Source organism: Massiliimicrobium timonense (assembly GCF_002160865.1).
In the GTDB taxonomy this organism is placed as follows: Bacteria; Bacillota_I; Bacilli_A; order Erysipelotrichales; family Coprobacillaceae; genus Allocoprobacillus.
Map to the genome: position 1 here is coordinate 21555 of NZ_NFLJ01000025.1, position 22469 is coordinate 44023.

The following is a 22469-nucleotide window of genomic DNA, read 5'->3' on the forward strand; positions in this document are numbered from 1 at the left end:
CCTCCTTTTAAAGAAATATTATACACTATTTTTTTCGTAAATACATCTTTTCATGTTATCAAAATATGTTAAAATAATGACGAAAGAAGGGATATGATGTTTTTAAGATTACATGTGATTATTTCCAGTGAAAAATCAGAAGATGAAAAGCTGATTAAAGATTTACTTTATCAAATCAAACCAAATCTTTCTATCTCTCCTGCCAGAGAATATGCCGGATTAAAAGACCATAGTGAATTTTACGCAACTGGAGATATCACAGCTTCAGAAGTTCAACCATTATTAGATCAATTGAATAACGACTGGGATGGTGAACAGGATGATTGTATCTGTTATGGTTTCAATACAAAAATGTTTCATCCTCTTGTTTATTATCTTGGATTTACTTTATTTCAGTAAAAAAGTTTTAGGCATTCCTAAAACTTTTTTGCTACTTCAAAAGAATTTCACCGTTACTTTCAATAATCTCTTTATAACGGTAATAAGAGTTTTTAATATGACGTTCTAATGTCCCATGACCATCATTAAAACGATCAACATAAACAAATCCATAACGTTTTCTCATTTCACCTGTTCCAGCTGAAACAACGTCAATAGGTCCCCAATATAAATATCCCATTACTTCTACACCATCTAATATAGCTTCATGAACATAATGTAAATGATCTTCCACATATTTCATTCTAAAAGCATCATCAATATGCCCATTTTCATCAAGCGTTTCATCCAAACCAATCCCATTTTCAACAATAAATAATGGTAAATGATAACGATCATATAAAACATTTAAAATATAACGTATTCCTTTAGGATCAATAGGCCATGACCAAGGTTTTGGTGAACATCCTTCCAGATAAGGATTTTCCTTACCAGTGATTCCTCCAGTATCTCCACCATTCGCATAATCCTGATCATATGTTGAAGAACGATAATAACTCAATGAAAAGAATTCCACTGTATTTTCTTTCATTAATTGAAGTTCAACATCATTCATGATTGGTTGAAAATCATGTTCACGCCAGACACGTTGAACATAACCTGGAATTTCTCCAAAACAGAAGGCATCACCAAAATAGAAATTAGCCATTCTGACTGTATCATATGCTCCCCATACATTATCTGGATTACAATTGTAAGGATATGTTGCGACAGAAGATGATGTCAACATACATCCTACCTTGGCCTGAGGATCAATATCATGACAAAGTTTCACAGTCCATGCATTCGCAACACAAATATGATAATAAGCCTGCCATTTATCTTCAAATGTTGTTGAACCAATAGGATCATCTGGATTTTCTGGGTGTAATGTCAATACACCTCCTGCCACTAATGGATTGTGCATCATATTATTGACTTCATTGAATGTTAGCCAGTATTTAACTTTCCCTTTATAACGCTGAAATACTGTTGTTACATAACGTTTCCAAAAATCAATTAAACGATGATCACTCCATCCACCATACTCTGTAAGAAGATGTAATGGTGTTTCATAGTGACTTAAAGTGATAACAGGTTCCATATGTAATTCAAGCATTTTATCAATCAAACGATCATAAAATTCCAATCCTTTTTCATTAGGTGTGTCTTCATCTCCATTAGGAAAAATTCTTCCCCACGCAATTGAAGTTCTAAAACAATTGAATCCCATTCCAGCCATCAATTCAAGATCTTCTTCATAACGATGATAAAAATCAATTGCCTCATGGCTTAAGTAAACTTTTTTTGGATCTAAGCACATCTCATATTTTTGTAAATCCTTATTCCACTTTATACCGGGATCCTTAGACCCAATACCAACCATCACATCTGTAACATTAGGGGCTTTTCCATCTTCCAGCCATGCACCTTCACACTGATTGGCTGCAACAGCGCCACCCCATAAGAAATTTTTAGGAAAACTCATTTTTTCATTACCTCCTTGTTATAATTATTGTACTCCTTTTTTGATAGAGATGATAAAAATTTCAAAAAATGAAATATATATAAAAAAGCCGATACAATCGACTTTTACATAGATAAAATTTCCACTCCAGTTTCTGTAATCAGTATAGTATGTTCCCATTGTGCTGATAAAGAACCATCATCAGTATATGCACTCCAGCCATTAGGGCCAATATGAATATAACGTTTTCCGGCATTAATCATCGGCTCAATCGTAATCACCATTCCTGGAACAAGCAGTGTTGTCGGATAGTGAGGATCAAAATGAAGAACATAAGGATCTTCATGCATGGACAACCCTACACCATGTCCACAAAATTCTCGGACAACAGAATAACCATGTTGATGCGCATGGGTTTCAATCGCCCTTCCAATATCACTAATCGTACTTTTAAAAGGACGAATAGATTCAATCCCCTTATAAAGACATTCTCTTGTCACTTCCACAAGTTGTCTGGCTTCTTCACTGACATCTCCAATCATAAACATACGAGAGGCATCCGCATAATACCCCTTATAACAAGACGTTGCATCAACATTAATAATATCTCCCTCTTTTAAAACAACCTGAGCATCAGGAATACCATGACACACTACATCATTAATAGAAGTACAAATACTTTTAGGATACCCTTCATAATGGAGATCAGCAGACGATGCATCATGTGCTTTTAAATATTCTACAGTCATATCATCTATCTCCTGTGTTGTCATTCCAGCTCCTATATGACTTTCTATATAATCCAGCAACCCACTATTAATCACTGCAGCCTGTTTAATTCCTTCAATTTGTTTTTCATTTTTAATCATCTTATGTTGAGGAATAACATATCCCTGTCGTTTTAAATAACGTAATCTTTCATCAAATTTCTGATGACATTTTTTATATTTTTGATGACTTCCACACCAACATTCATCATTACCTAATCTTTTCATATAATCCTTCTTTCGTTAAATACTACTAACGAATAGTTTAAACCTCTTTCTATCACTTGTAAACAAAATCAATAAAAAAATCAGATATCATCTGATTTTTTTATTGCCTTAGTGTGTTAAGAGATTGATTTAATAACATGAGATAGTGAGAATCTGTTTGAAATAAGGCACTTTTTTGAGCTATTGTCAAAAAGAACTGACAAAGGATGATTGACAATAGCCATATTTATTCTAACAAAACCTATCATAATATAAATCATTTTTCTATAAATTTTACCTTAAGATTATGTAAAACTATTATCGAAAACTCGTACATAGTAGCCACACAATGCTTTGAATTAATAAAAACGAATTATATCAAATATGCAAAGAAGTCAATAAAATTAACAGAAAATGTAAAAAAATGAAAAGTGTTTACAAAAAAAACACATTTGCGGTATTATTTGAGTACGTAAGATCTCGAGTTACCCATGCGGACTCGAGATTTTTATTTTTTAATCAACAGATTGATATCTAAAAAAAGATATGTACACATCTAAGGCAAAAGATTATGGAAGCTGATACAAAATTAAACAATTACATAAATAAAAAAATTAACAAGGAGAAGCAGCCAAAATTATTAGTTAACTGCTTTTTTGACCCTTTAAAATCGATAAAAAACAAAAAATCAGCAAATTTGAATACCCATTTTGATTATTTCGTTCATATAAAAAAAGCGAAAAAACACTGATAAAATCAACGTTTTTCGCATTCATTCAAATGGTCTCCCCGCACGGGATCGAACCGTGGACCCTCTGATTAAGAGTCAGATGCTCTGCCAGCTGAGCTACGGAGAGATAATCGACTTATATATAATACACTAAAGCTTATAAAAAATCAAGATATTTAAATGGAATATTTACATAATATTTGATATAATGTTACACATAAAGGTGGTGAAATAATGTATAAGCAATCTATTCAAGATATTCAATTAGTAATCATTCCTTTAGATGGTACTATTTTTAACCTCAATCGATATAGATATAATTACACCCACCATTTTTGTGAAAGTCATCATCTTGATTATTCACTCGATGATTTTTATCATCACCTTTGTAATATGTATGAAATGTATAATGATACCCCAGTTGCTAAAATTATGAACGAGGGACTTTATAATGCTAAAATAGAAAGAGAAATGATGCAGTATCTTACATATAAAGGACTCAAACCTAAAGAAGGATTTTTAGAACTGACAGAATATCTTCGTCAAAAGAATATTCCTATTGCTGTAATATCGACACATCGCTATAAAGATGCTATCAAATATTTAGAAATGGCTCATTTAAAACAAAAAGTCGATTATATCATTGGTAGTGATATGGTGAGTATGCCTTTACCCGGTAAAGAAATGCTTGAAAATGTTTTACAACATTTTCAAATCAAACCTGAAAAGACTTTAGTTATTTCTTCATTTGAAGCTTTAAATAAAGCCAGTTATCAACTTCATATGAATATCCTTTTTTGTGAAGATTTAAAAGCTGCTAGTAGCTATGAAAAAGAAACATCTTATCAGACATGTCATAATCTTTTTGATGTGTTTAATACTTTATTATTTGATAGATACAATGAAATGGATATGTATTCATCACTTCTAGGAATGCATAAACATATGTCAAAAAAAGAATTAGATTCTGTCAAAAATAAATGGGAAGAAGATTATCCAAATGATTCACAATTAAATCAAATTGTGAATCAGACTTATGCTTATCATTTAGCTCATTTGAATGAACCTGTTGTCAAAGATGGCAGTGTCTATATGCAAAAAACACGTTCCAGAAAAACTTTTCGTTTTGATGATGAAAATGAACCTGATGATACTCCTTCTAAAGAACCAGTAGAAAACCTTATTGATCAAGAAGAAAATAAAACGCAGCCTGTACAAAAATCATTTTCTTCTTTAAATTCAAAAGAAGAAGATGAATTAACTGCATTATTATCTCAAATTAATCATAAGAAAGATACGGATGTTTTGATTGATGAAAACAATCAAGACCATATTGAAAACGAGGATGAAGATGAATACGATGAAGAAACATCTTTTTCATGGATTGATTTTATTTTTAATTTTATTTATATTATTGCAACTTCATTTTTAATTATTTTTGTAGGTATTATTATTTATATAGCATTACTTCCTCAATTTGAAAATCCAAACATGTTTTTTCAGATTATTACTGTCATCTTTCAAGGATATTATACTATGATTGAATCATGTTTTAGAGTTTTCTTTAATAGCTTACATACCCTAATTCCTATCATTCCAAATTATCAAGATTACCTCATAAATAATCAAATGTTTTCTTTAGATGGCATACAACTCTTTAATATCTTTATTTTTCAAATTATCCTCATGAGTTTTATTAAAATCATTATTTATATTTTAAGGAGAGATTCTGACAATGAAAACCATTCTTCATAATATCCATCGCTATGATCTTCGACTGTCATTTTATATGACTCAGCTTTATCATCACCATATCCTCAATCATTTCATGAAGTGGATCAGTTTTTGTGGTAATTATGGTATGATATGGCTTTTTGTCGCTTTGATGACTTTCATCAACCCTGCTTCACGTTCAATGTCAATACATCTTCTCATTGCTTTGATTGCTTCAGCACTGATTGGACAAATTTCTATTAAATCACTTGTTCAAAGACACCGTCCCTGCCATTTATATCCTCATATCTCATTGCTTGTTCCAACTCCTCATGATTCTTCTTTCCCTTCCAGTCATACAACTTCTGCATTTGCATGTAGTACGATTATCTTTCTTTTCTACCCATCTTGGGGTATTCTTGCTTATTTGTTTGCCTTTTTAACAGGAATTTCAAGAATCTATCTCTTTGTTCATTTTTTAAGTGATGTTATCTGTGGTATGCTTTTAGGTATAGGTATTGGTGTTTTCATTTATTATATTTAGAAACCTGCAGGTTTCTTTTTTTATAAAAAAAGGATCTTTGATCAACAAAAATCCTCAATTACAATAAAAGCATACACATAGAAATCATATTGTTCATCATATGAGATAAAATAGGGACATAAATATTATTGTTTTTTTCATATAAATAACTTAATACAAATCCCATAAAACAATATGAAAAAATCTGTATCCATTCCGCTGTATTTCCATTAAAGACAGCACTCATAATATGAATAAAACCAAATATAAATGATGAAATAAGATGAGCCATTTTGGGATTCCATTCATAAATCCAGCCAAAGACAATACCTCTAAATAACATTTCTTCTAAAATAGGTGCTAAAACACAAGAAACAAAAATCATTAAAGCCGGATAAGAAGTTGTAATAGATTCTATAAACTGCTGATTTTCACTTGCCTGATTTCCACCTAAAGTCATTGTGATTAAACCACCAATGATTTGACATGCATAGATAAGCAAAACACCTATAATACAACCCTCAATAAGATACTGCTTTAAATTCTTTTTAAAATCTCGCCATTGTTCTAGCATGCTATCTTTTAATAACCAACCTGCCAATCCTAATAAAAAGACATCAAAGATCAAATTTAAATAGGCATTCAGCTGATTATAATCAAATTCCAGTTGAAACTGTATAATAACAAATTTAAATAAAGCACTTAAAATCAATGAACCACAATAAACATAAAGAGGCAATATCACAAGCACAAACATCCACTTAGCTTGGGTTGGTACTCTCCTTGTAAAATGTTGATTAAACATATTGGTCATCTCCATTATAAGTATTTGTTTGTTCATAGCGATGATAAGCCAGTTCTTCAAAGAAAATCGCCTGTGCTAAATGAAAACGAGGTAAATAGCTATAAACACTGATAACTCCTGCAATAATTGCCGCTATTAAAGAACCTAAAACAGGTAAAAAAGACAATAGTTCTGCAATAAAACTTTGAATAATAACCATTAAAAAGATCCATCCAAAAAATGAAAGATATAATTTAAAATATTCAAAAATATGTCCTTTCATTAAAGAAAATGAAGCTTTCATAGCTTTTAAATTTTTCATATGAAATCTTTCTAATAAATAAGGCACTGCAAAAAGATATGAAGATACAAAGAATAAAATAATCAACAATACAAAATAACAGAGTACAAACATTGATAATGTTTGTGGAGAATGTTTGAGAATATATGACAATATATAAGCATAATTTCCTGTTAAAAGCATTTCACCAGAAATTCCCTGTAACGACTGTGATAGAAATACACCTATAATCACTAATAAAATATAAGCAACAATAAATAAAACAGCCATCATAAATATATTGATTAATATATATGTAGAAAACAATTCTTTAAAACGTTTGAATCCTACAAAAGCATCATCATCTTTTAATGACTGAGATTGATTTCTTACCATTTTTAATGAACTCACAATATAACCATGTGAAACCGTTAAAAAAGCAATACTCATAACTAAATAAAGTAAACGAGATAATATATCTTCTCCAATGTTAAAGATATTTGGAATTAATTCAAGTAAAACAATCATCAACAAAATACGCATATATTGAGATCTATTCATATTTTGAATTTGACTGGCTCTTTCTTTTATCATTTTTATATTCATTTTTATCACTCCTTAATTTCCAACATTATATCATATCTCTTATTTAATGTCTAAACTTGTTTTAATCGCCTGATTTACCTTTTCCATAAAAGATTGAGATAAAACTCCTAGACGCTCATCTATTCTTTTTTTATCAATGGTACGTATTTGTTCTAGAAGAATCACAGACTTCTTTTCTAAAAAAGGTGTTTCAATGATGACATGTGTTGGTAAATCATTTTTGGTCATTCTTGAAGAAATAGGTGCGACGATAACCGTTGTAGAATACTTATTACCTTTATTATTCTGTAAAATCAAAACCGGTCTATATCCACCTTGTTCACTACCAATGACTGGTGATAAATCTGCATAATATATTTCTCCCCTATTCATATTGTCCTCCTATCATACAAATAGTATATGAATAAGATAAGAAAAATATGATGATATAAAATAATAAGAATGCTCAAAATAGGCATTCTTTATTTCCACTGTTCCATCATAAAACGAACAATATCTTGTGTATATGTTGTTTGAGGCTTGGCAATCATCTTATGAGCAAAAGATTGAATATCATATCTTTGTGGATGATTCAAAGATTCTATAAGAGATTTTGGGCTTTGAAAAATAGTTCCCGGTAAATCATGTATATAATCAATATACATGCTACGTTTTCTCATATATTCTTCATAATCAAATGCATAAAAAAACAAAGGTTTGTTTAATAATGAGGCTTCAAATATAACCGCCGAATAATCTGTAATAATGTAGTTTGCAACATGGAAAAATTCTAAAGAAGTATATTGATGATCTTCGATAATTCTAGAATCATGAATATGAAATGTTGTTAATGGATGCAATTTTAATACAAGATGATATTGATTAAAATCTATAACATCAATAAGCTCTTTAATAGCGTTATAGAGTAAGTGGTCATCTTTTCTAAAAGTAGGAGCATAAACAATGATTTTTTTATTTGACTGACATAGTTGTGGATAAGTTTCTAGTATATTCTGGCTTATAACCTGTTTATGGTTCTCATCAATTAATAAATCAGTTTTGGGTAAAGGGAAGACTTTGACTTGAGATAAGTCTACATGAAATGCATCAGCAAAGAAAGGTCTTGTATATTCACTGCTAGAAAAAACATAAGTATAATTTTTATGCATTCTCATTAAATGAGCAATCTTTGAACTTGATCCTTCTGGTTGGTCTAAAATGCTATATCCAAATTTTTTAAACGCACCTAAAGCGTGCCAAATTTGAATGACGACTAAGTTTGAACGTTGTTTTAATATACATACAGGAATGCAATAAGTATCTAAAATAACCATTTTAGAAGTTGCTATATGATACATTTGTTTTAACATATGAAAACAATATAAAATATGATTTTTCATTCCTTTTTTTAACATTTTTGCTAAAACAACATGTTGAATATCTGGGTTTATTTTTTTTGTTTCATCTATAATCATTTGAAAATCCAAAGGTGTCACATCCATTTGACGTGATATATAAGTTATCTTATTTTGAACTGGTAAACATTTCATAAAAAAATACAAAATATTTAATCCAAAAATACCAATATTAACAATAATACTCATGATTTTCCTCCTAATAATTGTTCTACAAAACGCTTTGTAGATTTTCCATCACAAGATGACATAAATTTTTTCTGAAATTTTTCCTTTTTTTGAGAATAATCATTTGGATTTAAAATAGCCTTCTCTAGTTCCTTTTGATTTTTAACAACTGGACCATAAGTATATTCTTCATAAGGATAAAAGAAATCTCGTGCTTGAATATATTCTTGTAAATCATAAGCAAAGAATATAGTTTGAATATCAAGTAATGATGCTTCAAAAATAACAGATGAATAATCCGTTATTAATATATCTGTTATAAACAATAAATCATTAATTTCACGCATTGAAGTCAAATCAATATAAAATTGAGGATCTAAAGTTTCTTGATATTTGTTTTTAATAAATGGATGTAATTTGATAATACAAACGTAATCTTCACCTAATGATTGTTGTAAAGATGAAAAATGTATTTGACTAAAATCATAATAAGCCTTATGAATATCGTTACCTCTAAATGTAGGAGCAAATAATATAACCTTTTTTCCTTTTAACATTGGATATTTATCATATAAATCTTTTTTGATTTGCTTTTTATAATCTTTGTCAAAAAAAATATCTGTTCTAGGAATTCCATAACTATGAACATCTTGAATATCCATACGAAAAGCTTTTGCATAATCTTTTCTAATACTTTCACTACTTACAATCGTATCTGTATAATGACGATGTGTCATAGAAAAACGATCATGATTTTGTTTTCTAGCAAAACCTACCGTTTTAAATGCCCCTACCGCATGCCAAACCTGTATCAATTTTGTCTGCTTTCTTAAAGGTATAGGATAAATAATGGGATAAAAATCATCTATGAGAATATATTGAGAAGTCGCCATATCTTTACAGATTGATTTTTTATCATGTTTCATCAAACTTGATTCATATAAATGTTTCTTGATAATATAACTTTCATCCAAAGCCTTCTCAATAAAATTAAAATTACCAGTCATTGTATTTCGAGAATCTGATAAAAACAAAACCTGTCTTGGTGTTATTCCATACCTCATTCTATACCATATATATATAAGTATATAATCTAAACGTCGAAGAACTTGTAAAACCATTTTTATATAACTTTTCAAAATCATCACCTGCTTTTATGCATTATAACATATCTTTTCATAAAAATAAAAAAATTATAAGTCATTTTCACATAACCTATAACTTTTTGAGATTTTCTTTTAATTTCATACAAAGCTTCCATATCCTTGAATAATAAAGGGCATAATAAATATGATATAAAAAGCCATGACCTCGTGTATATATATGACGATTAGTCATTTGATATTGTGTTAGTAAAAACTGATGTGGAGTAAGTGTCATAACATCTTTAAAGTCTTGATAATCTTTTTTGACATAGAAATAATCTTGATTTAATTGTTGTGAAATTTGAAAATCATGAATAAGACTTTGTTGTAATTTGATATATATTTTCATAAAGGATTGCACCATTGATTGTGTTTTTAAAGAATACAGCATACCATTAATAAGTCTATTGTCAAAAGACTGCTTAATTTCTGTTGTAAAATGAATATCATTTTTTAAATCTTGATATACTTGATAATAAGCTTGATAACTACAAAAAACTGTAGAAGATGCTTTACCCGTTAAACTTTGCGTATTATTAATACGATAATGCATTAATGGTTTATCAACAACAGTAATACACTCTGCCAAAAAATAAGACATCATGGAAAAATAAGTATCATTTGCTTGTTTAAGATTTTGAAATCTTAAATGATGTTTTTCTATAAAAGATCTTTTCCACATCTTATTCCATGGAACATTTGTAGAAAAATTAAAGATATAACGAGGATGGGTCTTTTTAGAAAAAGGAATATGATCTGGTAACATCTCTTTTTTTAAATATGTTCCTGTCTTAATGATCGTTTGAGTCAATGAATCATATCGGTTAGCTGCGCATACACATAAATCAGCCTGATCTTTTTCACATTTTTTATACATACATTCAAGAGCATTCTTTTCAAATAAATCATCAGCATCCCAAAACACTACATACTTCCCTCTAGCAATATTCAACCCATTATTTCTCGCAACACCTGCATACTGATTTTGTTGTGTTAATACAATTAATCGAGAATCTTTATTTTGATAATCTTTTAATATGGATAGAGATTCATCAGATGAACCATCATCCACACAGATAATTTCAATTGATTTTAAAGATTGTCCAAGAATAGTATCTAAAGTATCCTTTAAATATTGCTGAGCATTATAAACCGGAACAATCACACTGACTTTAATTTGATTCACTGATAAATCCTCCTTTTCATCTTCTTTAAATATGCAATATTTTCTTTACATTTCTAATACGTCTTTTGATGAAATTTTTTGTTTTTCGAATACGTGCACTTGTATTCATCCATTTATAAGCAGCTTTAGGATTTTCAATAATACGTGTTATTTTTTGCCATTCTAACTTCGTAAAATCTTCTTCACGCATTTCTTTTAAGTTCATCGCTTCTTTAAATTCTTTTGAAAGTTGATATAAATATTCTAGACGGAATTCTTTTGCGATACGTCCATAATTCCAAAAATAATTTCTGACACGTTTTAAGGAATATTCATAAATAAAGTATTCTTTTAACTGTGGATTTCTATCTAAAAATTCATGAATAAATTGATATTCTTCATTCATACAATAGACTTTTGATTTACTATTTACAGAAGAATTAGGATTATCTCGACGATTCATATAATATGGTCTATTCACAAAATACATTCTTTCAGCCCATGCAAACGTTTGAAACCAGAATCCATTATCTTGAAACGAAGCTCCCGGTGTTGTATTATGTCTGATATGATATTTTTCAAGCATTTCTCGTTTATAAATCCCACTCCATGTATTGAGAATATATCGAAAAACTTGTGGATGCTCTTTAGGATTAACAATCTGGTTATAACCTGTTCCATCTTTAGATAACTGATTATAAGTTGCTATAAGAGTTCCATTCTTATATACAAAACGATAAAAATCAGCTTTAATCACATCGAGATCATTTTCATGAGCAATTTTGTATAAGTCTTCATACATATGTAAGTCTACATAATCATCTGGCTCAACAATTCCAACATATTCTCCTGTTGCCTTATCAAGACCATCATTCATTCCTTTACCATAACCTTCATTTTGCTTATCAATAATCACAATACGATTATCTTTTTGAGCATAATCTTGAATTATTTTTAATGAATTATCTGTTGAACCATCATTAACACATATAATTTCTATATCCTTCAAAGTCTGATGAACAATACTTTCCATACATTCAACTAAATATTGTTCAACATTATAAATAGGTACAATAATTGATACTTTAGCCATTATTTCGTTCTCCTTTTCAACCATTTCTTTATGTGCAATGGAATAAACAATACAATCTTTCCTACTTTATATGTCTTAGAATTTTTAATTCGTTTAGCTCCATCATCACTTTTTTGTTTTGCCTTTTTTCTTAATTTAAAAAATTGTTCATACACATATTCATCACAATCATAAGATTGAACATCGAAAACACGTTTTACATAATTGGTTGATAAAAAACCAGCTGGATATTGTTCAAGATGAAGTGAAGGAAGGATTTCATACTTGATCAGTTCATAGACTTTCTTATAAGCATCTCCTTCAATAGTATCAAGATTCCAAAAACTAAAATGTACATACCAATTCACAAAAGACTTTTCAACCTCATGATATTTACCGATACGTTCCAATTCTTGTTTCAAAGCATTCGCTGCCAAATAAAAACAATTCCATGATTTTTCCCTTGTTACGGAAAGCGATAAAGAATTATTGACACGATGATGAATTAAAAGTTCATTTAATGCATAAATTTTTTTTGCTTTAACAAGTGAAGAAAAAACAAAAAACAAATCATTCGATGTTCTCAAATTTTGAAAAGATAATTTCTCATCAATAATAAACTGTCTTCGATAAAGTTTATCCCATGCCCATCCTACACAAAAATGAAAAACATTGTCCGAGATATCTTTATAAGTAAATGGATTACATGGAATTTCGTGAAAACGTAAAGCATAATCCATTGATAAATACTGGTGAGAAGAAGCATCATATTTATTTCCTCTAAAAATACATATATCAACATCATGTTTCACACTATTTATATAAGCTTTTTCTAACATTTCAGCTTCATAAAAATCATCTGCATCAAGAAAAGATACATATTCACCAGTCGCATATTCCATACCTTTATTTCTTGCAACTGCAGCTCCCTGATTATTTTGATAAACATATTGAATTCTTGAATCTTCTAAAGCAGCCTGTGATATAATTTGAGCTGATTCATCCGTTGAACCATCATCTACACAAATGATTTCTATGTCTTTTAAAGTTTGATTCATAACATCATAAAGACATTTCTTAAATGCTTGACCTCCATTATAAACCGGTATAATCACCGAAACTTTAATATCACTCATCCTTTACACCTCAATGATATCATTTCCTTTTTTACACATTTTAATGCTTCTTCAATAACATGATGCATATCAAAATATTTATACATACCTAATCTGCCTCCAAAGATAACCTTATCTTCCTTCTGTGCCAATGCTTTGTATTTTTCATATAAAGCATTGTTCTTTTCATCATTCATTGGATAATAAGGTTCATCACCTTTATGCCATGAAGCTGGATATTCTTTTGTAATCACTGTTTTAGGTTGTGTTCCATATTCAAAATGCTTATGTTCTATAATTCTTGTATAAGGTACTTCATATTCGTTATAGTTGACAACGGCATTTCCTTGATAGTTATCTGTATCTAAAATTTCTTCTTCAAATCTTAAACTACGATATTCCAGTTCTCCATAACAATAGTCATAATACTGATCGATCATTCCCGTAAAGACTATCTTATCTGCTATTTCTTCTAACTCTTTTCTATGCTCAAAGAAATCATAGTTCAGTTTAACATCTATACCTTCAAGCATTTTTTCAATAATTTGTGTATATCCTCCAATTGGTATGCCCTGATATAAATCGTTGAAATAGTTATTATCATATGTAAATCTAACCGGTAATCTCTTGATAATAAATGAAGGCAACTCGTTACATGGTCGACCCCATTGTTTTTGTGTATAGCCTTTAACAAGCTTTTCATAGATATCCTTTCCAACTAATGAGATAGCCTGTTCTTCAAGATTTTTAGGTTCAGTAATTCCTGATTCTTTAATCTGTTCATCAATCTTTTCCTTAGCCTGTTCAGGTGTGACAACACCCCATAACTTATTGAAAGTATTCATATTAAAAGGCATGTTGTAGATTTCACCTTTATAATTGGCAATAGGTGAATTTGTGTATCTATTAAACTGTGCAAACTGCTGAATATAATCCCAAACTTCTTTATTTGAAGTATGGAAAATATGAGCACCATATTTATGTACATGAATGCCTTCCACTTCTTGAGTATAGATATTTCCACCAACATGACTTCTTTTATCAATAACAAGACATGTCTTTCCTTTCTTATTGGCTTCATAGGCAAAGATACTGCCAAATAATCCACTTCCTACTATTAAATAATCGTACTTCATCATTCTCATCCTTTCTTTTATTTAGGTACGCTATTTTTAATCATTGGTATTTTTTGCATCGTTTTTATAATCATAGAACAAATAATCATAATCACAAATGGTCCTATAATACGATATATGACTTGACGTTGTGAAATGGGTAATATAGTCAAAATCATTTGAATAATATACCAATGAATTAGATATGTTCCAAATGTCACATTTTTAAAGTAAGAACTTATTTTTTCCAAAATATTCATTATTGATTTATTTGGAAAATATTTAAAGAAAACAAAAATAGCTGAAGAATAAAGCACAGATGGTGCATTCGTATACCCTTTCCATAAACGACTGACTTCACCTATTTGATAAGAAGCATACCACGTTCCTAACCAATGAGCTAAAAACCCTAAAATTCCTAATACATAAATCATCATTCTTTGTTTTTTAGATAATTCATAATGATCAACATAATAACCAATTAATACAAAAATAATATGATTCATTCCAACCGGAAATTGTAAAGAACCATTATAAGGAATATCTATCAATTTAAAGACTAATGGTAATAAAGAAACTGTCATAAAAGAAATAATAATCATATATCCAAAAATATTTTGTTGTTGATTTTCTTCAATTGAAGATAGAACAGGTATACTTAAATAAACTGCAAATAATGGAATAAAATACCAGTAAACAGTGACTACATTGCCATTCATGAAAGTATCAACAATCATCTTTAAACTGATATCTTCCAAAGCTATTCTTCGATATGCCAACATAAATAGTATTCCTATTATTGACCATATGACATATGGAATAACAACTTTATGAATACGTTTTTGAAAATATTTTTTTGTAGAATACCTTTTTCGATAATTTAATAATGTCGCACCTGTTATCATAAAGAAGACAGGAACAGCAAAATACATGATACTTTCAATAAAATTAGCTAATATCCAATAATCTTCATAACCAAAATCCCAAAAACAGTGATTAACATGTAAGAAAATAACAGCAAAACATGATAGAACACTTAAAACTTGAAGATACGCCTTACGTTTGAGCATAAAATTCACCTTCTTGACATTATATCAGTAATATACTCTTTTTTACGCTTTTGAAACTATCAAATCAAATTAAGTTTATGTTAACGGTATGTTAAAAACAAATCATGTTCTCTCATTTATTCTTTGACTATTTTAAACTTCATTTCTAGAATAAAGTATTAAATTAAGTTTTTGTAAAGTCATGTTAAAGTCTTGTTAAAAGCCTTTACAAAGATTTTTAATTGTTTAAACTAAAAAAAGAAAAGAGGTAGATTATGAAAATTACAGTTGCTGGATTGGGATATGTTGGTTTAAGTCTTGCTTGTCTACTCGCTCAAAAATATAAAGTGACAGCTATAGATATTGTTCCCGAAAAAATTAAACTCATTAAAAATAAAAAATCTCCAATTAAAGATCAAGAAATTGAAGACTTTTTAGCTCATAAGGAGCTTCATTTAACGCCAACCTGTATAGGTAAAGAGGCATATCAAGATGCTGACTACGTCATTGTAGCTGCTCCAACAAATTATGATGATGAATCTCATCAATTTGATACAAGTGCTGTAGAATCTGTCATTACAGAAATCATGAAATATAATGATTATGCAACCATCATCATTAAGTCAACAATTCCTGTTGGTTATACAAAAAGCATTAATGAGAGATTTCATACTGATCGTATTATCTTTTCCCCTGAATTTTTAAGAGAAGGAAAAGCATTATATGATAATTTATATCCTTCACGTATTATTGTAGGAGAAAATAGTTCACGTGCTCATGTTTTTGCATCAATGCTTAAGGAATGTGCTATGAAGCAAGATATTCCAATATTATTTACAAATCCTACAGAAGCTGAAGCTATAAAGCTTTTTGCAAATACGTATCTTGCTTTAAGAGTCGCTTATTTTAATGAACTAGATACTTATTGTGAAATTAAGAATCTGAATACGAAACAAATTATTGAAGGTGTTTGTTTGGATCCACGTATTGGAATGCATTATAATAATCCTTCTTTTGGATATGGAGGATATTGCTTACCTAAAGATACAAAACAATTAAAAGCAAATTATGAAGGTGTTCCAAATGATATTATCAAAGCTATTGTAGATTCTAATATGACAAGAAAAAAACATATTGTACAAATGATTTTAGACAAACATCCTCATACTGTCGGTGTTTATCGTTTAACGATGAAAGCGAATAGCGATAACTTTAGAGCAAGTGCTATTTTAGATGTTATGAATATGATTAAAAAACAAGGAATTGAGATTATTATTTATGAACCTACTTTAAATCAAGATAGCTATGAAGATATGAAACTTGTTAATGATTTAGAAGCATTCAAAACACAAAGTGATATTATCTTAGCAAATCGTTATACTCATGAAATTGATGAAGTCATTGAGAAAGTTTACACAAGAGATTTATATTTTAGAGATTAAAAAAGGAGTCTTGCTTATGCTGACTCCTTAAAAATCCATTCACATGATTTCTTTGTAGATTGCCCATCACAGGCGCTTAAAAACTTTTGATAAAAAACCTGTCGTTTTTCATCATACATTTCTCTCTTTTGAATATCTTCTATTAATTGAGAGGTCGTTGTTGCAATGGCTCCATAGACATAGTCATAAAAATCAAAATAAAGCCCTCTGCCACCATAACCTGTATATTCATCTAAATCATAAGCAAAATAAATAATAGGTTTATGTGTAAAATAGTAATCAAAAATAACAGATGAATAATCAGTAATTAAAATATCACTAACAATCAACAAATCATTAATATCACGATAATTAGAAAAATCTTTATAAAAATGATTGTATTGCGATAAATCTGGTATTTCTACATATCCTCTTTGAATATTATTATACAACGCAGGATGCCATTTTAATATACATATATAGTCTTCATGGAATGTTTCATATATTTGCTGAAAATCAATTTTAGAAAAATCATAAGTTGCTTTAGAAACAGGAGCACCTCGATAAGTAGGTGCAAATAAAATGATTTTTTTCCCTTGATAACGTGGATGTCGTTGATAAAAACTTTTTTTTATATTTTCTTTATATTGATCATTAAAAAACATATCTGTGCGGGGAAAACCAGTCGCCTTTATTTTAGAGATATCCATATGAAAAGCTTCAGCATAGCAACTTCTAATATCATCACTACTGACAATAGCTTTTGTGTAAGTACGATATCCTTTATGAATGGGACCCACATCCTCTCCAGTATTTGATCTGGACCAACCAAACTTTTTAAAAGCACCTGCTCCATGCCATAATTGAACAACTTCTTGATTTTTACGAACCTTTAAATAATTACATTCTCTAGACAAATCATCTAAAAGAATATAATGTGATGTACTTAAATGATATATTAATTTAATTTTTTTTATAAATCCTCTCTTATCTCTATGATCACCTTTTAAAGCAATAATTTTTTTATACTGACAATCATCGAGATACTCGTATACACATTCCAGATTTCCACCCATGACCTTTCTGACATCTGATAAAAATGTCACTTTATTTTTTTGAAGTGGAAAAATTAAAATGAATATCCTGTTTAAGATAATGCATATTAATATTTTTATTTTTCTTTTAATTTTCTTCATACTCTCACACTTCCTTTAACACAGTTATTTCCATATCTTATTTTTTAAATAACCTGAAAAAATATTAGTATAATGTGCAAAAATCACTGTAATAACAAAACACAAACTCAAATACAGATAGGAATCATATTGTTCAATATGAAAATATTGCAATAAAATCATTGGAATTCTTTGAAGAATATATATCCAAAATAAATGATTTCCAAACCACTTTAACAATTGGCTTTGAAAAGATATCTTAAATGATAATAAAACAATAGAAAGGCAAAATAATATTGAAACAAAATTAAACATCATTAATCTTGTGTATCTATATTGAAAGAAATAAATATACATAAATACTATTAACAAAGTTACTATATAATAGATTTTTTGATTTCTACTAAAAAAGCAATCTATCTTTTCTTTAAAATAAGAATACCACATACCAGCAACATAACACAAATATGTACTACTCCAATAATTATCTCTCAATAAAGACATAATATATATATAGCATAAAGATAATATTGTAATAAGCAAAATAGATAAAAATCTTTTATTTTTCAACATTTTAAAACATATATATGTAACAATGTATAAAGTAAATATAGCAAACATATACCAAGCACTATTACCAATACTTGTCCAACCAGTAAAAGATAACAAAATAGTAGAAATTGAATAATTCTTCCCTATAATAAGATCAATAATTAAAAACAATATAATAGCTAAAGCAAAATCAAAAAAAGTTTTACCTATACGATTTTTAGGCAATAAATCAATGTATTTTTGCCCCCTATACTTAATAGATTCATATATACCATAACCTGAATAAAACAAAAACAATGCTACCATCAATTGTCCAAAATAATTCAGTATTTGAATAACAAAAATATCACCAGCACCATTAAAATCTACATAAGTTCTTACATGACTTAAAAATACAATAATAACAAAAATTCCCTTTATAGCCTGTGTATATTCTTTTGAAAGATATTTACTATCTAAATTTGGAAAACAAAATTTGCAGGAACAAATCATGATAAAACATAAAAATACTAAAAATATAATCATTTTCATTCTCCTTATATAATCCATTTCTTTACAATAGGTATATGTGATAAAACAAACGCAAATAACAGACAAATAATAACTACTATCATGGATATTAGTGGTACTGATACCCATTCATTCAAAGATAAAGAATTTATTCTTAAATTATTATCTAAAAAATTTATAACAAAAGGATGAAATAAGTAAATAAATAGAGTATAACGTGATATTTTTATAATAATATTTCTTTTATGATTCAAAAAACTATCAACTTTAAATTTAAGAAAAATTATCATAAGAATTATAGCTTGAATTGCAGGAAACAATGTTTGATTATTGTATAAGAAAGAAATTGGCTCATTCGTCCACCATGAAATTCCTAACGTTAAAATAATTCCCAATAACTCAATAAGCAAAAACACCAATAATAATATTTTCATTTTAATATGTATCCATTTCTCTCTGGTCATCTTAATATAGTACCCTATCAAAAAATATCCACAATAAATACTAATATTTAAAGAAAAACTAGTTAAAAATTCATTAAAAATTTCAGGTAAAAAAGGAACTGTTTCTACTGTCATCTTCAATATTCCCATAATAAAAACTAAGTAACAAGTATATTTAAGATATTTTCCATCTTCATAATGAGCTACACACCATAATAAAGGAATCATTATATATACACTTATAAGTGCAGGTAAATACCACAAATGAAATTCTGACTGCAGTATTTCGTATATTAATGTTTCAAATGATATATCAGTGAAATCAACACGAAATACTGCATATAAAAAAGACCATACAAAATACAAAATTATTATTTTCAATATATTTCTCTTATATAATTGATTGATAGAAATCATATAACCTTTAGATAAAAACAAATAACCACTAATCATAAAGAATAAAGGAACACAACTTCGAACCGCACTATCATATGCATTAAATACAAACCATTCCATACTATGTACATCGACTAATCGCCAATTTTGTCCAGAAACATGAAGAATAATAACCATAAAACAAGAACATATTCTAAGCAAATCTATATTTATATCTCTCGAACTCATTTTACTAATAACCTAAATATCAATGATGCTATTATATATTGTTTCCGCCGGATTATCTGAAACAGTAAAAAATTCCTGCATACGTGTACAGTAAGGTTCTGCAACAATATATTTATGTTCAATAATGTTCTTTATTTCTTTAATCATCTGATTACTATTAAAACAAAGTGGACCAAAAGCATTTTCATATTTCAAATCTAATGAACGATAAGAATGTAAACCTGCTTTAAATTCCTTAGAATCAGGCAAAAAGTAAACAATAGGTCTTACTAATTGAATATAGTCAAATTGATAAGAAGAAAAATCTGTTATAAATATTTTATATTCATCTAAACTATGCTTTTCAAAATTAAAATTTACTCTTTCATTTTTATCTAAATCAAAATACTTTTGATATGGTTTAAAGATTGGATGCAATTGAAAATCTAAATACAAATCATTATCCTCTAATATTTCTTTTAGATCTTTTGAATTTAAAAATTGATAAATTTGATTATAAAAATCAGAAGCAAGAAATTCTTGAGTCTTTAGTGCTCTACGATTATTAACTAGTTGTCCTATTAAATACTGTCTCCAAGAAGGAGCAAAAAGAATTTTGTTTTTCGTATTTCCTTGGTTAAACTTTGTCATTCTTGGCATACCTGAAATAATAAAATCATTATCCAAGTAATCATAATTCTGTTTCAAATTTTCTTTTTCAAAATTTGATGATATAACAAATTTATCAATTTCAGTAAACTCTTTTGCATACAAATTTTGTAATGTAGCATGTAATATTCCATGTTGAAGATAAATTAATTCATAGTGTGTAACATCACTATACCATGCAAACTCTTTAAACGGTGAATAGATAGATAATGAGCTAAAAGAAATAAATATTTTACTACTTTTTAAAAATAAATCCTTATGTTTTTTTGATTTATAACGTACTATATTTTCTTGTTGCTCTAATGTAAATTTACTCAGTAAATCACTGTTATCTCCGTCCATGATATAATAACATTCAATTCCATCATTTTTTACAAAATCATGGATAAATTGAAAATATCCATTATCTAATACTCCTGCTGAATCATAATATAACCATATTTTTCTGTTAGTTTTGGCTTTCAATCTAAAATATTGTATAGCAAATATATGTTTTCTAGGATAAAACCACATTGTTCTTAAAATATCAAAAATATCTTTAATTAAATTTTGATGCGAAACCTTAAAACTATGATTGCTATATGACAATCTAGTTCCATTGATTGTTATAGCATTTCTATGGAATTTCTTAACAAATCCAGAGAACTTAATATAAATCGGTTTAAAAGTCAAATCATATCCATTAATATGAATGTAGAAAGAGAATTTTTTTACTTTTGTAGGATCAAATGTATATGTAAAAGGGAAAGTATGTGCAGTTTTCATTTTTGTATTTCTAAAAGGAACATTTGACACATCTAATGAATATCTTTCTTCAAATTTTTCTCCATTTTTATAGATACCACGAACTATATATTCATTAACGGGAGTTAATTCTAAAAGTGGTGATTCAAACGATGCAAATATAGATATTTCATGATTACAAGGTCTTACTTTATAAAGATAGCAATCAATTGTTTGATCTTCATACATAGTAATATCTTGACAAAAAATCTTATATCCATCATTGTTAATATTATAAGAAACAAATTCACCCTTCTGCGTTAAAAAATATAATTTTACATATTTATCACAATTTGAATGATTGATAATAACATCATTGTCAATTTGCTTTAAAATATTTTTAATTCTTTCTTTTGCACTATCAAACAACTCACTTTCATAATGATATGGCAATAACATATCACTTTTGACACGCCAATTAAAAGTATTAATAATGAGAGTTTGAACATACTTTGGAACAACTCCATTTTTACTATATCGTGATAATAAGCATTCATTATATGTCATAATATCTTCAAAGCAATAATAAGGATTATTTCGAGTCTGAGAAACACTGGCTCCATGTCTTCTATAGAAATACTTTGCTTTCTCTACA

At 28.4% G+C, this 22469-nt stretch carries 20 protein-coding genes and 1 tRNA gene; 4 read left to right on the forward strand and 17 right to left on the reverse strand.

Annotated elements, in window-relative coordinates; translation table 11 throughout:
- Nucleotides 1-96: 96 nt before the first annotated feature.
- Nucleotides 97-399, forward strand: a complete 303-nt coding sequence (locus B5E75_RS09075; RefSeq protein ID WP_087358552.1) for a hypothetical protein — start codon at nucleotides 97-99, stop codon at nucleotides 397-399.
- 31 nt (nucleotides 400-430) lie between these two features.
- Here the strand turns inward: B5E75_RS09075 and B5E75_RS09080 are convergent, their stop codons facing one another.
- From B5E75_RS09080 to B5E75_RS09090, 3 genes are all read right to left on the reverse strand, one after another.
- On the reverse strand, nucleotides 431-1906 hold the full coding sequence (locus B5E75_RS09080; RefSeq protein ID WP_087358554.1) for a glycoside hydrolase family 1 protein: 1476 nt from the start codon (nucleotides 1904-1906) through the stop codon (nucleotides 431-433).
- A gap of 104 nt (nucleotides 1907-2010) precedes the next feature.
- Nucleotides 2011-2880, reverse strand: coding sequence for a methionyl aminopeptidase (locus tag B5E75_RS09085; RefSeq protein ID WP_087358556.1), 870 nt, complete (start codon nucleotides 2878-2880; stop codon nucleotides 2011-2013).
- A gap of 760 nt (nucleotides 2881-3640) precedes the next feature.
- Nucleotides 3641-3716, reverse strand: a tRNA-Lys gene (locus B5E75_RS09090).
- A 107-nt stretch (nucleotides 3717-3823) separates the two neighbouring features.
- On the opposite strand from B5E75_RS09090, the gene B5E75_RS09095 reads away from it, so the two are divergent.
- Together B5E75_RS09095 and B5E75_RS09100 are read left to right on the forward strand one after the other, a co-directional pair.
- Nucleotides 3824-5344, forward strand: coding sequence for an HAD hydrolase-like protein (locus tag B5E75_RS09095; protein ID WP_087358557.1), 1521 nt, complete (start codon nucleotides 3824-3826; stop codon nucleotides 5342-5344).
- Nucleotides 5325-5846, forward strand: a complete 522-nt coding sequence (locus B5E75_RS09100; protein ID WP_087358560.1) for a phosphatase PAP2 family protein — start codon at nucleotides 5325-5327, stop codon at nucleotides 5844-5846. Before B5E75_RS09095 ends, B5E75_RS09100 begins: the two co-directional genes overlap by 20 nt.
- Nucleotides 5847-5904: 58 nt before the next feature.
- On the opposite strand, the gene B5E75_RS09105 is transcribed toward B5E75_RS09100, so the two are convergent.
- The 10 genes from B5E75_RS09105 to B5E75_RS09150 form a co-directional block, all read right to left on the reverse strand.
- Entirely contained in the window at nucleotides 5905-6630 is a 726-nt protein-coding gene (locus B5E75_RS09105) for a CPBP family intramembrane glutamic endopeptidase (protein WP_087358562.1), read from the reverse strand.
- Nucleotides 6623-7495 carry a DUF975 family protein gene (locus B5E75_RS09110; RefSeq protein WP_087358564.1) on the reverse strand — a complete coding sequence of 291 codons (873 nt, stop codon included), beginning with the start codon at nucleotides 7493-7495 and terminating at the stop codon, nucleotides 6623-6625. Before B5E75_RS09110 ends, B5E75_RS09105 begins: the two co-directional genes overlap by 8 nt.
- A 39-nt stretch (nucleotides 7496-7534) precedes the next feature.
- Complete coding sequence (locus B5E75_RS09115) at nucleotides 7535-7867, reverse strand: type II toxin-antitoxin system PemK/MazF family toxin (RefSeq protein ID WP_087358566.1); 333 nt, start codon at nucleotides 7865-7867, stop codon at nucleotides 7535-7537.
- Between the two features lie 89 nt (nucleotides 7868-7956).
- Nucleotides 7957-9078, reverse strand: coding sequence for a CDP-glycerol glycerophosphotransferase family protein (locus tag B5E75_RS09120; RefSeq protein ID WP_087358568.1), 1122 nt, complete (start codon nucleotides 9076-9078; stop codon nucleotides 7957-7959).
- The gene (locus tag B5E75_RS09125) at nucleotides 9075-10196 is read right to left on the reverse strand and encodes a CDP-glycerol glycerophosphotransferase family protein (RefSeq protein ID WP_158093944.1); all 1122 of its coding nucleotides are present in this window, start codon (nucleotides 10194-10196) and stop codon (nucleotides 9075-9077) included. Before B5E75_RS09125 ends, B5E75_RS09120 begins: the two co-directional genes overlap by 4 nt.
- Before the next feature lie 76 nt (nucleotides 10197-10272).
- A complete protein-coding gene (locus tag B5E75_RS09130; protein WP_162607668.1) occupies nucleotides 10273-11388 on the reverse strand; it encodes a glycosyltransferase family 2 protein in 1116 nt (371 codons plus the stop codon).
- A 25-nt stretch (nucleotides 11389-11413) separates the two neighbouring features.
- A complete protein-coding gene (locus B5E75_RS09135) occupies nucleotides 11414-12460 on the reverse strand; it encodes a glycosyltransferase (protein ID WP_087358572.1) in 1047 nt (348 codons plus the stop codon).
- Nucleotides 12460-13575, reverse strand: coding sequence for a glycosyltransferase family 2 protein (locus tag B5E75_RS09140; RefSeq protein ID WP_087358574.1), 1116 nt, complete (start codon nucleotides 13573-13575; stop codon nucleotides 12460-12462). The genes B5E75_RS09135 and B5E75_RS09140 overlap by 1 nt, the downstream gene beginning before the upstream one ends.
- The gene (glf, locus tag B5E75_RS09145) at nucleotides 13572-14690 is read right to left on the reverse strand and encodes a UDP-galactopyranose mutase (protein WP_087358576.1); all 1119 of its coding nucleotides are present in this window, start codon (nucleotides 14688-14690) and stop codon (nucleotides 13572-13574) included. The genes B5E75_RS09140 and glf overlap by 4 nt, the downstream gene beginning before the upstream one ends.
- A 17-nt stretch (nucleotides 14691-14707) precedes the next feature.
- A complete protein-coding gene (locus B5E75_RS09150) occupies nucleotides 14708-15739 on the reverse strand; it encodes an acyltransferase (RefSeq protein WP_087358578.1) in 1032 nt (343 codons plus the stop codon).
- A 254-nt stretch (nucleotides 15740-15993) separates the two neighbouring features.
- Between B5E75_RS09150 and B5E75_RS09155 the strand changes: the two genes are divergently transcribed.
- Nucleotides 15994-17160 carry a nucleotide sugar dehydrogenase gene (locus tag B5E75_RS09155; RefSeq protein WP_087358580.1) on the forward strand — a complete coding sequence of 389 codons (1167 nt, stop codon included), beginning with the start codon at nucleotides 15994-15996 and terminating at the stop codon, nucleotides 17158-17160.
- Nucleotides 17161-17174: 14 nt separating this feature from the next.
- Here B5E75_RS09155 and B5E75_RS09160 read toward each other — a convergent pair whose 3' ends face one another.
- The 4 genes from B5E75_RS09160 to B5E75_RS09175 all read right to left on the reverse strand — a co-directional run.
- Nucleotides 17175-18335: a CDP-glycerol glycerophosphotransferase family protein gene (locus B5E75_RS09160; protein WP_087358582.1), complete on the reverse strand. Its 1161-nt coding sequence runs from the start codon at nucleotides 18333-18335 to the stop codon at nucleotides 17175-17177.
- A gap of 24 nt (nucleotides 18336-18359) precedes the next feature.
- Complete coding sequence (locus B5E75_RS09165) at nucleotides 18360-19391, reverse strand: acyltransferase family protein (protein ID WP_158093946.1); 1032 nt, start codon at nucleotides 19389-19391, stop codon at nucleotides 18360-18362.
- A gap of 11 nt (nucleotides 19392-19402) precedes the next feature.
- Nucleotides 19403-20443 (reverse strand): acyltransferase, encoded by a 1041-nt coding sequence (locus tag B5E75_RS09170; RefSeq protein ID WP_087358585.1) that lies wholly within the window; start codon nucleotides 20441-20443, stop codon nucleotides 19403-19405.
- Nucleotides 20444-20455: 12 nt separating this feature from the next.
- Nucleotides 20456-22469 (reverse strand): CDP-glycerol glycerophosphotransferase family protein (locus B5E75_RS09175; protein ID WP_087358587.1); only part of this gene is annotated, 2014 nt, incomplete at its 5' end.